Annotated in this window: 11 protein-coding genes; 4 read left to right on the top strand and 7 right to left on the bottom strand. The window is 64.7% G+C overall.

Translation table 11 applies throughout. The features are described 5' to 3' along the window. Positions 1–13 precede the first annotated feature (13 nt). The 3 genes from ACFFF7_RS00055 to ACFFF7_RS00045 all read right to left on the bottom strand — a co-directional run bounded on the left by ACFFF7_RS00055 (position 14) and on the right by ACFFF7_RS00045 (position 1,948). Positions 14–454, bottom strand: coding sequence for an MAPEG family protein (locus ACFFF7_RS00055; protein ID WP_379479323.1), 441 nt, complete (start codon positions 452–454; stop codon positions 14–16). Between the two features lie 12 nt (positions 455–466). Further along, the gene (locus ACFFF7_RS00050) at positions 467–901 is read right to left on the bottom strand and encodes an MAPEG family protein (RefSeq protein ID WP_379479322.1); all 435 of its coding nucleotides are present in this window, start codon (positions 899–901) and stop codon (positions 467–469) included. 69 nt (positions 902–970) lie between these two features. Next, positions 971–1,948 (bottom strand): threonine ammonia-lyase, encoded by a 978-nt coding sequence (locus ACFFF7_RS00045; RefSeq protein WP_379479321.1) that lies wholly within the window; start codon positions 1,946–1,948, stop codon positions 971–973. 47 nt (positions 1,949–1,995) lie between these two features. On the opposite strand from ACFFF7_RS00045, the gene ACFFF7_RS00040 reads away from it, so the two are divergent. From ACFFF7_RS00040 to ACFFF7_RS00025, 4 genes are all read left to right on the top strand, one after another. Beyond that, complete coding sequence (locus ACFFF7_RS00040) at positions 1,996–3,207, top strand: saccharopine dehydrogenase family protein (RefSeq protein WP_379479320.1); 1,212 nt, start codon at positions 1,996–1,998, stop codon at positions 3,205–3,207. Then, positions 3,207–4,406 (top strand): carboxynorspermidine decarboxylase, encoded by a 1,200-nt coding sequence (locus ACFFF7_RS00035; RefSeq protein WP_379479319.1) that lies wholly within the window; start codon positions 3,207–3,209, stop codon positions 4,404–4,406. The genes ACFFF7_RS00040 and ACFFF7_RS00035 overlap by 1 nt, the downstream gene beginning before the upstream one ends. 35 nt (positions 4,407–4,441) lie before the next feature. Further along, positions 4,442–5,692: a serine hydrolase domain-containing protein gene (locus tag ACFFF7_RS00030; protein ID WP_379479318.1), complete on the top strand. Its 1,251-nt coding sequence runs from the start codon at positions 4,442–4,444 to the stop codon at positions 5,690–5,692. Between the two features lie 164 nt (positions 5,693–5,856). Then, positions 5,857–7,047, top strand: coding sequence for a type III PLP-dependent enzyme (locus ACFFF7_RS00025; RefSeq protein WP_379479317.1), 1,191 nt, complete (start codon positions 5,857–5,859; stop codon positions 7,045–7,047). Between the two features lie 100 nt (positions 7,048–7,147). Here the strand turns inward: ACFFF7_RS00025 and ACFFF7_RS00020 are convergent, their stop codons facing one another. From ACFFF7_RS00020 to ACFFF7_RS00005, 4 genes are all read right to left on the bottom strand, one after another. Next, the gene (locus ACFFF7_RS00020; RefSeq protein WP_379479316.1) at positions 7,148–8,647 is read right to left on the bottom strand and encodes a DUF2853 family protein; all 1,500 of its coding nucleotides are present in this window, start codon (positions 8,645–8,647) and stop codon (positions 7,148–7,150) included. Between the two features lie 134 nt (positions 8,648–8,781). Next, positions 8,782–10,089 (bottom strand): HlyD family type I secretion periplasmic adaptor subunit, encoded by a 1,308-nt coding sequence (locus ACFFF7_RS00015; protein ID WP_379479315.1) that lies wholly within the window; start codon positions 10,087–10,089, stop codon positions 8,782–8,784. 3 nt (positions 10,090–10,092) lie between these two features. Then, entirely contained in the window at positions 10,093–11,844 is a 1,752-nt protein-coding gene (locus ACFFF7_RS00010; RefSeq protein WP_379479314.1) for a type I secretion system permease/ATPase, read from the bottom strand. A gap of 78 nt (positions 11,845–11,922) precedes the next feature. Continuing rightward, positions 11,923–13,194: hypothetical protein (locus ACFFF7_RS00005; protein ID WP_379479313.1), on the bottom strand; the 1,272-nt coding region annotated here is incomplete at its 5' end.

Genomic DNA, 13,194 nt, shown 5'->3' with positions numbered 1-13,194 from the left:
ATCTAGTCAGGGATCAGGCGTGGAACAGCGCGATGATCAGGTGCAGCGTCAGCGCCATCAGGCACAACGACGACAGTGCGAACAGGATGAAGCGCGGCGCGACCTTGTTGACCGTCGCCTGGAAAATCGAGTGGGCAATGCGCAGCGCGACATAGGCCCAGGCGATCTTGGCATTCAGGCCGTCACCGCCACCGATCATCGCCAGTGCCAGCGCCACGGCATAGAACACCGTCGGCGCTTCGTGGAGGTGGTTGTAATTGTGCGCCTTCCATTGCACTTCGCGCGGCAGCAGCCCTTCCAGCATCGACCCGGTCCAGCCCTGGTCGGCGCCGGGTTCGGTCGGCTTGGGCAGCTTGTTGATCGCGGGGATGCGGGTGGCGTACATCCAGATCCACATGATCATCGTCCAGCCGGCAAGCACCGCCAGCGGCTTGAGTATTTCCATTCCAATCATCGTCTTTCCCCCTCAGGCAGCGAACATGGTAAGCTTGGCGGCGTGCAGCGCCAGCACCAGCAGGCACGCGGTCGACAGCAGGAACAGCGTGAAGCGCACCGGGATCGTGTTGACCGTTGCCTGCCCGATCGAATGAACCACGCGCAGCGCGACATAGGCCCAGGCCAGCGTAACATCCATCGCGGTCGTCCCCATCAGCGCCAGGATCACCAGCGTCGGATAGAAGATCGTCGGCTGCTCCATCAGGTGGGCGTAGTTGTGCGATTTCCACTGCACGGAATCAGGCAGAACCCCTTCAAGGTTCGCACCGCGGCCGCCGGGCGGGGCGGTCTTGAGATCGGTTCCCAGCTTGGACATCGCGGGAAGCCGGGTTCCGGCGGTCCACATCAGCATGACGATCGACCACAGTACCAGCGCGGCGCCAGGCGCCAGAATTTGAGCCTGCATTGTTTCTCCCCCTCGGTTCTAGCCGATGGCGGCGAAGGTGCGCGGGGCTGACTCGCTTGTCAATTGCAACTAGTCGCTGCCAGCGATGACCCTGGCAAAGGCCGCGGCATCGGTGTTTCCGCCCGACAGGACGATCACCGTGCCCCCGTCCAGCGTGACTTTGCCGGCCAGAGCTGCAGCCAGCGCCGCCGCGCCGCCGGGTTCGATCACCAGGTGCAGGGTGCCGAAGGCCCAGCGCTGCGCCGCGCGGACTTCGGCGGGGGAAACATCAAGGCCTGCCGTGACCCGCCGTTGCAGCACGGCAAAGTTGATCGGCCGCGTCGCCGGGGTCTGCAGGGCGTCGCAGGCGGTGGGCGGCGCATCCTTGGCGACGGGGACGATTGCTCCGGCGGCCAGGCTGCGCTTTACGTCGTCCCAGCCTTCCGGTTCGACCGGAACGATCTCTGCATCGGGGCAGGCCAGCGCCAGCCCCGCGGTCATCCCGCCGCCGCCGCAGGGGCAAACGATCCGGGTCGGTCCCGTTTGCCCGCGCGCAGCCAACTGCGCAGCGATTTCCAGCCCCATGCTGCCCTGGCCCTCGATCACCCAGGCGTCGGCAAAGGCATGGACCAGCGTTGCCCCGCTCTGGTCGATCAGGCGCTGCGCCACCGCGTCGCGGTCTTCGCCGCCGGGCCGGTCGTAAAGCACGGTGCGCGCGCCATAGCCCTGGGTCGCGGCGATCTTCACCTGCGGGGCATCGGCGGGCATGACGATGGTCGCATCGATCCCCAGCCGCTGCGCCGCCCAGGCCACGCCCTGGGCATGGTTGCCGCTTGACACGCCGACGACGCCGCGCGCGCGTTCCTCGGCCGATAAGTCGCTCAGCCGGTGCCAGGCGCCGCGGATCTTGAACGATCCGATCGGCTGGAGGCTCTCCGCCTTGAGCCACACTTGGACGCCATTGATCTCGGCTTCGAGCAGGGGTGTTTTCGGCAGCAGTTCGGCTATCTTGCCGGCGGCGCGCGCCACCCCCTCCGGAGTCGGGCTGCGTGTTTGTTGTGCGGTCATGAAACAATCCTATATGCGCGGCCAATGACGGCAAGGAGATTCGCGGCATGAGCAAGGTTCTGGTGATCGGCGCAGGCGGCGTCAGTTCGGTGTGCGTCCACAAGATGGCGATGAATGCCGGGATTTTCAGCGAGATTCACCTCGCCAGCCGGACCCGCGCGAAATGCGATGCGATCGCCGCTTCGGTCAAGGAACGCACCGGCCAGACCGTGCAGACCTATGAGATCGACGCCGAGGAAGTGCCCGCGCTGACCCGGCTGATCCAGCAGATCGAGCCCAGGCTGGTGGTCAACCTGGCGCTGCCCTACCAGGACCTGCCGATCATGGACGCGTGCCTCGCCGCCGGGGTCGATTACCTCGACACTGCCAACTACGAACCCAAGGATCAGGCCAAGTTCGAATATTCGTGGCAGTGGGATTACCACGACCGTTTCAAGGACGCCGGGCTGATGGCGCTGCTCGGATCGGGTTTCGATCCGGGGGTGACCAGCGTCTTTGCGATGTGGCTCAAGAAGCACAAGCTCAAGACCATCCGCCAGCTCGATATCCTCGATTGCAACGGCGGCGATCACGGCCAGGCCTTCGCCACCAATTTCAACCCGGAAATCAACATCCGCGAAGTGACCGCGGCGGCGCGGCACTGGGAGAACGGCCAGTTCGTCGAAACCCCGGCGCTTTCGAAGAAGGTCGAATTCGAGTTCGAGGCGGTCGGCGCCAAGAACATGTACATGATGTACCACGAGGAACTGGAAAGCCTCGCCAGGTTCATCCCCGAACTGGAACGCGCCCGGTTCTGGATGACCTTTGGCGATGCCTATATCAACCACCTGACGGTGCTGAAGAATGTCGGCATGATCGGGATCGAACCGGTGATGTACCAGGGCCGCGAAATCGTTCCGCTGCAGTTCCTTGCCTCGGTCCTGCCCAAGCCCGAAACGCTGGGCGCCACCACCAAGGGCAAGACCAACATCGGCGACATCGCCACCGGCGAAGCGCTGGATGGCGGCGGCGAGAAGACCTTCTACATCTACAACATCTGCGACCACGAAGAGGCCTATGCCGAAACCGGCAACCAGGCGATCAGCTACACCACCGGCGTCCCCGCAATGATCGGTGCGGCGATGATGCTGACCGGGGCGTGGCAGGGTGACGGCGTGTTCAACATGGAGCAGATGGACCCCGATCCGTTCATGGACATGCTAAACGAGCAGGGCTTGCCGTGGCAGGTCAAGGAACTGGCCGGGCCTGTCGATTTCTAATGGAAACCAGAGCCGGCGATCCGGGGGCTTTTGCCCGCTTCGACCTCAGCCGCGTCGACAGCCCCAGCTTTGTGGTCGATGCCGCGCGGCTGCGGGAGAATCTGTCGATCCTCGCCGATGTCCGCGACCGGGCGGGGATCAAGCTGCTCTCGGCGCTCAAGGCCTTTTCGATGTGGTCGACCGCGCCGATCATCGGGGAGTACCTCGACGGAGTGTGTACGTCCGGTCTGTGGGAAGCGCGGCTGGCCAGCGAGTTCTACGATGGCGAGATCGCGACCTATTGCGCGGCCTACAAGCCTGAAGACCTCGATGAAATCCTGCGCCTGTCGGACCACGTGATCTTCAATTCGCCGCAGCAGATCCTGCGCTGTAGCGCGATCATCGACGCCGCCAAGGCACGCGGCGAAAGCTTCGATATTGGCCTCAGGATCAATCCCTTGCACCCCGAAGGTGAAGTGCCGCGTTATGATCCCTGCGCACCGCATTCGCGGCTGGGCTTCCCAATCGACCAGCTGACCGAAGAGCACATGGCCATGGTCGACGGGATCCATATGCACACCCTGTGCGAGCAGGATTTCGAACCGCTGCAGCGCACCTGGGATGTCGCTTTCGACTATCTCGAGCCGTACTTCGGCCAGTTCAAATGGCTCAACCTGGGCGGCGGGCATCACATCACCCGGGCCGACTATCAGCGTGACGATCTGGTCCAGTTCCTGCTCGACATGAAGGACGATACCGGGGCCGAGATCTACCTCGAACCCGGCGAGGCCGTGGCGCTCGATGCCGGGATCCTGGTCGGCACCGTACTCGATATTGGCGAGAACGGAATGCCGGTGGCGATCACCGACATTTCCGCGACCTGCCATATGCCCGACGTCATCGAAGCGCCATATCGTCCGGCGATGCTGGGTGAATTGCCCCAGCTGGACACCGAGGTCGACGAGACTGCCGGCGGTGCCGTACGGCTGGGCGGGCCGTCGTGTCTGGCCGGGGACGTTATCGGCGACTACCGCTTTGCCCAGGGGCCGCAGGTCGGCCAGCGCTTCGCCTTCCTCGACCAGGCGCATTATTCGATGGTCAAGACCACCACCTTCAACGGCGTGCCGCTGCCCTCGATCTGGCTGTGGGACAGCGCCAGCGACAGCCTCGAGCAGGTGCGCAAGTTCGGCTACGAGGACTTTCGCGACCGGCTTTCCTAGGGCATGGTCGGCGCCAGTCACCTGTGGAGAGCGCCGTGCCCGACAAGATCCTAGACGCCGTTACCAGCGATCCCGTCAGCATGGGCTGGATGCAGGGCCTGCCGCCCGCGCCGGACAAGCGGCTGGCCTGGGCGCGGGCCGATCACATGCGCTTTCCCACTCATCGCCACGCCTTCTCGCACATGCGCGAATTCCTGCCGACGGCGCGGGTTGGGCGGGGGCAGGGGCCGGTGTGGCAGCTTCCGGTGGCGCTGCGCGACGATCTGGACGCGGTTGCCTTTACGCGGCCCGACGACGGCCGCAGCCTGACCTGGGGCGATGTCCACGCGGTCAATTTCACCGATGCCGTGCTGGTCCTGCACCGCGGGACCATCGTCTATGAGCGCTATTTCGGCGTCACCCGCCAGGACACGCCGCATATCGCCTTTTCGGTGACCAAGAGCTTTGTCGGCACCCTGGCCGAGATGCTGATTGCCGAAGGCCGGCTCGATCCCGCAGCGCTCGTTGGCGATCTTGTGCCCGAATTGGCCCGCAGCGGCTTTGCCGACGCCACGCTCCGCCAGGTCATGGACATGACCACCGCGCTCGATTTCAGCGAGGAATACACCGATCCCGCATCCGGCATCGGCGCGATGAGCAATGCCCTGGGCCTGACCCCGCGGCCATCGGGCTATGCCGGGGCGGACGACGTCTTCGCGTTCCTGCCGACCATCGCCAAGGAGGGCGAACACGGCCAGCGCTTCACCTATCGCACCTGCAACACCGAGGTGCTTGGCTGGATCGTCGCGCGGACCGAGGGCGAGCGGCTGGACCAGGTCCTTTCGCGGCGGATCTGGCAGCCGCTGGGGATGGAGCAGGACGCCGATTTCCTTACCGATACCAGCGGCATGCCCTTTGCCGGCGGTGGGCTCAACCCGGTGCTGCGCGACATGGCCCGTTTTGGCGAGGTCATGCGGCTGGGCGGGGCGCTGCCCGGGGGCGGGCAGCCGATCCACGCTGCGGCGCTCGCCTCGATCACGGCAGGCGGCAGCACCGCCGCTTTCGATCCCGCCGGCTATGCCTGGCTGCCGGGCGGATCCTATCGCAGCCAGTGGTGGTTCGTCGGCGGCAACCATGGCGCCTATTCGGCGCGGGGGATCCACGGTCAGGCGATCTACATCGATCCCGCCGCCGAGATGGTCATCGTCCGATTCGGCTCGCATCCGGTCGCGGCCAATACCGCGTTCGATCCGACCTCGCTTCCGGCCTACAATGCCGTGGCTGAGCATCTGATATTGCACGGTTAATCGCAACAATCCGTCCCGTCGCAATACGGTCGCAAAAATTCAGTTGCGCTTAATCATGGGACCCCTATATCCGCCCTCCGCTGCCCCAAGGGGACTTCCAATAACCGCAAGGCAGCCTCGTCTTCGTGTTACCTGGCCGAAAGGCCTATTGGGGGTCCCTTGAGTTGCACCATTTCAACGATGCATCGGCTGTAGTTCGCGCCCTTTCGCCCGACGAACCCGTTATCCTCAACCGTCCGCACGCCGCGGCACGCGCAGCCCGTTTCTTCACCGAGACGTTTCCGGGCAAGTCGCTCTATGCGGTGAAGGCCAACCCGTCGCCTGACCTGCTGCAGGTGCTGTGGCAGGCCGGGGTGACGCACTACGACGTCGCCTCGATCGCCGAAGTGCGGCTGGTTCGCAGCGTGCTGCCCGAAGCGGTTCTGTGCTTCATGCACCCGGTGAAGGGCCGCGCCGCGATTGCCGAAGCCTATAACCAGCACGGCGTGCGCACTTTCAGCCTCGACAGCCATGACGAGCTGGCGAAGATTGTCGAGGCCACCAACGGCGCCGACGACCTGTCGCTGTGCGTGCGGCTGCGCGTTTCGTCCGAGTTTTCGGAGCTGAGCCTGGCAAGCAAGTTCGGGATTGACCTGGCCGATGCCGCGCCGCTGCTCCAGGCGACCCGCCAGGTCGCCGACGCGCTGGGGATCTGCTTCCACGTCGGGTCGCAGGCGATGACCCCGTTTGCCTATGTCCAGGCGCTGGAACGCGTCCGCGCCGCCGTGGTCGATGCGTCGGTCACGGTCGACATCGTCGATGTCGGCGGGGGCTTCCCGTCGATCTATCCGGGGATGGAGCCGCCGCCGCTTGAGGACTTCTTTGCCGCGATTCACCGCGCTGCGGAATCGCTGCCAGTTTCGTACTCGTCGGAACTGTGGTGCGAGCCCGGCCGCGCTCTGTGCGCCGAATACAACTCGCTGATCGTCAAGGTCGAGAAGACCCGTGGTGATGAGCTGTACATCAACGACGGCGCCTATGGCGCGCTTTACGATGCCGCGCATGTCGGCTGGCGCTTCCCGGTGCAGTGCCTCAGCGAGGATCGCGCTGAGGCCAAGACCGGCTTCGCCTTTTATGGCCCGACCTGCGACGACGCCGACTACATGGAAGGCCCGTTCCTGCTGCCGGCGGACATCAAGGCCGGTGACTATATCGAGATCGGCATGCTGGGCGCCTATGGCGCGGCGATGAAGACCGCGTTCAACGGTTTCGGCCAGGCTGCGGCGGTGACCGTCAGCGACGAGCCGATGGCCAGCCAATACCTTGGCAACCGCAAGGACCCGCGCAGCAGCGATAACGTTGTTTCGCTGCGCTGAGCCTTGGGTCGTTTCGCTGCGCTGAGCGTTAATCAGGCAAGCAAAAGGGGCGGCATCCTGGTGGATGCCGCCCCTTTCTGTCTCTGCGTCAGGCTGCTGACTATTTGACCGTCACTTCAACTCGGCGCGCCGCGTCCTTGGCGACGCTAGTGTCGGTGGTTGCTTCGGGCTTTACCAATGCAACCGAACCATCCGGAATGCCGGCCTTGACCAGATCCGTCGCAACGGCCTGGGCGCGCTGCTTGGAAAGTTCGGCATTCTGCGCGGCGTTGCCAGACGGGTCGTTATAGCCCGAAACCTGCAGGCTGGTGCCTGGATGGGCTTCGAGCCAGGCCTTCAGTCCACCTGCAGCGTCGGCGAACGCCGGAGCAACGGCGGTCTTGCCGCTGTCAAAGTAAACCTTGACCACCGGCTTGCTGTCACGGGTTTCAGAGGTAACCCCCGCGCCAGCCGGGATGGTCACGGTGCCTTCCGCTGGAGCAGCGGCGAGATCGGTGGTTACCGCCGCGCCCGCTGCCGCGTCGGCAGGGACGGCCGTGTCCGTGCTGGTCACGGCTTCGCTCGGCGTGGCTGTCGCTGCGGTATCTTCCGCCGGGCCGCGCCCGAACAGCCACCAGGCGAAGAAGGCAAGCAGGGCAGCACCGAGCAACCACCACAGCCAGCCCATGCCGCCTTCATCGCGGCCGGCTTCGCCAGCAGCGCCTTGCACGGCAGCTGCGGGACGCGTTGGCGGCGTGCTGGCCGCAGCGGTGCTGGCTGCCGGAATTTCTGCAGCCTTGGCGACAGGAGCTGGCGCAGGTGCCGGGGCCGGTGCAGGGGCAGGTGCCGGTGCTACGACCGGAGCCGCAGCCACGACCGGCTTGACCGATGCCTTGGTGGCCGCAGTCTTGGTCGTCGTGGCCTTGGCAGTAGGTTTCTTGGCAGCAGGCTTGGCCGATTTGGCTCCATTCACGCTCGCCAGGGCAGCGACGCCGGCGGCGCCAGCGGCAACGGAGCCGGCGGCCTTCGCGGTCTTGGTGGCAGGCTTTGCCGTGGCTGAGGGCGCAGCAGCGACCCTGGCGGGCTTGGCAGCCGGGGCAGCAGCCTTGGCCACCGGGGCCTTGGCGGGCTTGGCGACCGGAGCGGCAGCCTTACCCGGCGCCTTCTTCGCAGCAGGCACCTTGGCCGGCGCGGCGGCCTTGGGCGTCGTTGCAGCCTTCACAGGGGCAGTCGCCTTGGCCGCAGGTGCCTTTGCCGCCGGTTTGGCCGCCGGTGCGGCCGCCGCGGCAACCTTGCCCTTGGGAGCAAAGAGCCCCAGCTTGCCGAATTCGGCGGCGAGCAGGTAATAGACCGTCACGCGGTTCTTCGTGCGATCCGCCTTCATCGCATTGCCAACCTTGGCGATCGCGGCGTCGAGCACGCTATCGGCCTGGGTCAGGCCCAGCTTCTTCTGCAGGTAATTGGTCCGTACCCGGGCCAGTTCGGTCGGGTCGCTGAACGAGACCAGTGCGGAATCGCGATTGCGCAGCGCGATCCCGCAGTAACGGACAATGGCCGCAATCACGCCTTCGTCGGCGTTCGGCGCGTATTTCTTGACGTCTGCAGCCCAGTCGGTTGCCATCTTCAGTCCCTCCAAAAGCGACCCGCAGGGATCAGGCCAGGCGGCTGTCTCCATGCTCGGATCGCGAAACTAGCGCCATTGTCGCGAGATACCAGCCTGAATCCGTGGCTTGCGCGCAATAGGCCGTGCTCTGCCTATTCGCGGAAAGCGTTCTCGGCCAGACGGGTGATCGGCGAGAAGATGTAGGACAGCACCGAACGCTTTTCGCCGAGCAGATTTACGTTGGCAATCATGCCAGGGCCGATCGGCAATTTCTTGCCTTCGCCGTCAAGCAGCGGCCCGGTCGTTTCGACTTCGACCGTATAAAAGCTTTCGCCGGTCTTGTCGTTGACCAGGGCATCGGGCGAAATCGACATGACCTTGCCGTCCAGCTTGCCGAAAATCGCCGAATTGTAGGCGGTGATTTCGACGCTGGCGGTCTGCCCGATGCGGACGTTGGCAATGTCCGCCGGGCGCACCATCGCTTCGATGAACAAGGTGTCGCCAGTCGGGACGATTTCGGCAACCGGCGATCCCGGCGCGACACTGCCACCGACGGTCGAGACCAGCACGCGGTTGACCCGTCCGGTCATCGGCGCGCGGATCGTGGTGCGATCGACCTTGTCGGACAGGGCAGGGAGGGTTTGCTGCTGCGCCGAGAGTTCGGCCTGGGCTTGCGACAGTTCCAGCCCGGCCCGGCCCATCCAGTCGCTGCGGGCCTGGGCAGCGGCGGAGCGCGCCTCGGCCACGGCGGAGCGTGCCCGGGCCACCCCGGCATCGGCTGCAGCGACATCGTTGCGGGCGACAGTGACAGCGTTCTGGGCCTTGATCAGATCCAGCCTGCTCACGATCCCTTGTGCGGCGAGCGGCTCCATCATCTTGAGCTCGTTGCTCGCAGCGTCGAGATTGGAGCGTTTGGCTGCCAGCATGGCTTCGGCTTCGGCCACGGCGCGCTCGGCCTGAACCGCGCGGGCCTGGCCTGCGGCCATCATGCCCTGCAGTTCCGCGGCGCGCGCCGAATGAAGCGATCGCTCGACCGAGACCTGGCTGCTGGCGACGCCGTTGTAGTCGGGCGTCCCGCCGCGCACTTCGGCGCTTAGCCGGGCAATGCGTGCCCGCAGCGCGTCGACTGAGGCGGAAGAGCTGCCGAACTGGGCACTGCTCAGCGTCGGTGACAGGCGCACCAGCACGTCACCGCGCTTCACCGTCTGGCCGGGCTTGATCAGGATTTCGTCGATCACGCCGCCTTCCAGGTTCGACACCACCTGCAGTTTCGAACTCGGTACCACCCGCCCCATCGAATGGACCGTACGGTCAAGCTTGGTGAAGGTCGCCCAGAGCAGGAAGATGATGAAGAAACCGCCGATGATGTAGAGCAGCACATTGGCCGATTTGCGGGCCTTGAACTCCTGCTCGTCGAGGTCGGCTTCGTCGCCTTTGAGATAATCGAGCATGTTGGCCATGGCTCAGCCCTTTGCAATCTGGGGCGCATTGACGGTGCGCGGGCGCGAGACCTGACGCAGTACGTCGGCGGTTGGTCCGTCCATCGCGACCCGGCCCCGGGCCATGACGATAACCCGGTCGGCCAGGCTGAGCAGCGAGGGCCGATGGGTGATCAGGATCAGCGTCCGTCCGGCAAATTCGCCCTTCAGGCGCTGCATCAGCCGCGCCTCGGTCTCGGTGTCGACCGATGATGTCGGCTCGTCCAGCACCAGGATCGGCGGCTTGCCGACCAGTGCACGGGCCATGGCGATCGCCTGGCGCTGCCCGCCGGACAGGCCTTCGCCGCGGTCGTGCAAGCGCAAATCATAGCCGTTGGGGATCTGCGAAATGAAATCGTGCGCTCCGCTGACCTGCGCGGCGCGCAGCATCTCGGCATCGTCGACATCGTCGCGGCCAAGCATGATGTTGTCGCGTATTGTCCCGGTCAGCAGCACGTTGTCCTGGAACAATGCCCCGACCTTGGCCCGCAGAGAGGGCGGGGTGAACTGGCGGATGTCGGTGTTGTCGATCAACACCAGTCCGCTGGCGGGCGGATAGAGCCCGATGATGAGCCGCGCTATGGTTGACTTGCCCGATCCGATCGGCCCGATCAGGGCGACGTGTTCGCCCGGGTTGATCCGGAACGAAACCTTGGTCAGCGCCAGTTCGGGCGCGCCCGGATAGCGGAAATCGACGTCGCGAAACTCGATCGCGCCGGCCAGGTTCTGCAGCCGGATGCCTTCGCCGGCAGGACCCTCGGGCGGCTGCGCCATCATCTTGTCGATCTGGCGATAGGCGGTACGCGCTGAATTGATCCGGGTCAGCAGTTGGGCGATCGTCGCCAGCGGGGCAACCGCACGGCTCGACAGGATAGAACAGGCAATCAGCCCGCCCATGGTCAGCGTCCGTGCCTGGATCGCATAGACCCCGAAGATCACCACCCCGGTATAGGCCACGGTCTGCATGGTTCCGGCCATATTGATCGAAATGGTCGAGACCAGCCGCTGGCGCAGCGAAACTCCGGCGTGGCCCATTACCGCCTTGTCCCAGCGTTCGGCCAGCATGTCGCCGGCATTGGCTGACTTGACCGTCTCCAGGCTGCCGATCGTTTCGACCAGCACGGCCTGCTTACCCAGCGCTTCGCCGAGCGTTTCGGCGGAAAGCTTTTGCATCACAGGCTGAGCCACCAAGGCCGTGATGATCACCACGGGGATGAGCAGCAGCGGGACCCAGACGATATTGCCGCCGATCATCGCAATCACCGCCAGGGTTATGAAGATGAACGGAAGATCGACCAGCGCGGTCAGCGTGGCCGAGGCGAAAAAATCGCGCAGCGTCTCGATCTCGCGGACCAGCCCGGCAAGACCGCCGGTCGAGCTGCGGCCGAGATCGAGCCGCATGTCGAGGATCTGCTGGAAAATCGACTTGCCGATGTCGCGATCGATCCGCGCCCCCGCAACATCGACGAAGTAGGCACGGAGCAGCTTGAGCGCAAAGTCGAAGCACAGGATCAGCGCCAGGCCCAGCGTCAGCCCAATCAGCGAATCCGTCGCATTGTTCGGCACCACCCGGTCATAGACCGTCATCGTGAACAGCGAGGTGATCAGCGAGAAGACGTTGATCATCACCGCTGCCAGGGCGACGCGGGTATAGATCGCGCGGTTCTTGCGCAGTGGGCCGGACAGCCATGGAGCGATCCGGCCCTTGGGAACTTCAACGTCCGAGTACGAGAGCAAGTTCAAATTCCCCAAATGGCGGAAGGCTTCTTCCTGCCTCGTACCCGTACAGTCAACGACTTTAACCGTGCCTTTGCATTACGGTCCCTGGACCTGGACCAAGGCTGCCAGGAATGCCGCGCTGTCGGCGCTGCCAGCATACCAGATGCCGTCGATCGTGCCGGTATTGTTATAGGTATCCAGCGCCGTATGCATCGCCGCACCGCTGTGGTCATAGCCCAGCTCGGGATGTGCGGTCTGCCAATAGGTGCTGTTGGTCCGGGTTTCCTTGTGCGTCGCCAGGTCGAACACGTCGAAGGTATCGCTGGCCCCGCTGTTGCTCTCGTTGGGCCCATTGATCCCGGCAAAGGCCTGCAGATAGTTTACCGCATCCTGGATGAAGTGCTGCGGATTGTGGCTGTTGTCGGCGGTTCCGGCCTTGTCGATGGCATTGCCTTCAAGGTAGTTGAGCCAGGTTGCGATCAGGTCGCGTCCGATGATCTGCACCCCGTCGCTGCCCACGGTCTTGTTCGCCGCACCGACCAGGCTGCGGGCATCCGCCAGGCTGATGAAGATCACGTCTTCGCCGGCATCGCGGATCCCGTCCTTGTCCCAGTCACCGATCAGCAGCCCGGCCTTGTCCTGACCGTTGATCACGCCGTCGCCGTTGCTGTCGACCTTGTAGAGCACGTCCTGCGCCGGGAAGCCGGGGGTGCCCATCTGCTTGGGATCGCCCACCGCCGTGCCGTCCCACAGCGTTGTCCAGCGGTTCCAGAAGCCCGGGGTGCGCACCCCCGGACCGGTATCGACGTGGAGGCCGTAATAGTTGGCCGCATCGGTGTCGGTCGCGCCCTGCGTGGTAGTGACTGTCGCCGTGTTGGTGTGCTGACCCTCGGCGAAAGCCAGCGAGTAGTAGATCGACAGCGATCCGCCGACGGCCAGCGACGTATTGTCCAGCGTCCCGTCATTGTTGGCATCAAGCGTCGACCACGATTCATTGGCATCGCGGAAGTTATCGCCGTCGAGATCGACCCAAGCGTTGGCGGTGGTGTAGTTGATTGCCGAGTTAGTGTTGCTGGCATAGTCATGCAGAAGGTCATTGATGTGGATCGCGGTCAGGGTGATGTTGCCGGTATTGGTCAGCACCACCTTGAAATTGACCGCAGTGTCCACGCTGGTTTCCGGGCCGCTTGGCACGTCGGCATCTTCCCACGCACCATAGCCCGCACCGGCATCGACCTGGACGTATTTCTCAAGATCGATGCGCGGGTTGTAGACCAGCGGTGCGGTGGCATCGTCGGTGTCGGGACCGGTCTGGTCGCTGTCGGCGGTGGCCACGTTGTCGACGTCGCCGTCGCCGCCGCCGCGGTT

Source organism: Novosphingobium aquiterrae (assembly GCF_042434435.1).
GTDB lineage: Bacteria > Pseudomonadota > Alphaproteobacteria > Sphingomonadales > Sphingomonadaceae > Novosphingobium > Novosphingobium aquiterrae.
Note: the sequence above shows the minus strand (reverse complement) of the source record. Positions and strands in the feature narration are given on the sequence as shown.

Excerpts from the sequence above, each read along its gene's own strand:
- ACFFF7_RS00040 (WP_379479320.1), top strand. The coding sequence starts at position 1,996 with ATGAGCAAGGTTCTGGTGATCGGCGCAGGCGGCGTCAGTTCGGTGTGC.
- ACFFF7_RS00055 (WP_379479323.1), bottom strand. The coding sequence starts at position 454 with ATGATTGGAATGGAAATACTCAAGCCGCTGGCGGTGCTTGCCGGCTGG.
- ACFFF7_RS00050 (WP_379479322.1), bottom strand. The coding sequence starts at position 901 with ATGCAGGCTCAAATTCTGGCGCCTGGCGCCGCGCTGGTACTGTGGTCG.
- ACFFF7_RS00035 (WP_379479319.1), top strand. The coding sequence starts at position 3,207 with ATGGAAACCAGAGCCGGCGATCCGGGGGCTTTTGCCCGCTTCGACCTC.
- ACFFF7_RS00015 (WP_379479315.1), bottom strand. The coding sequence starts at position 10,089 with ATGGCCAACATGCTCGATTATCTCAAAGGCGACGAAGCCGACCTCGAC.
- ACFFF7_RS00020 (WP_379479316.1), bottom strand. The coding sequence starts at position 8,647 with ATGGCAACCGACTGGGCTGCAGACGTCAAGAAATACGCGCCGAACGCC.
- ACFFF7_RS00045 (WP_379479321.1), bottom strand. The coding sequence starts at position 1,948 with ATGACCGCACAACAAACACGCAGCCCGACTCCGGAGGGGGTGGCGCGC.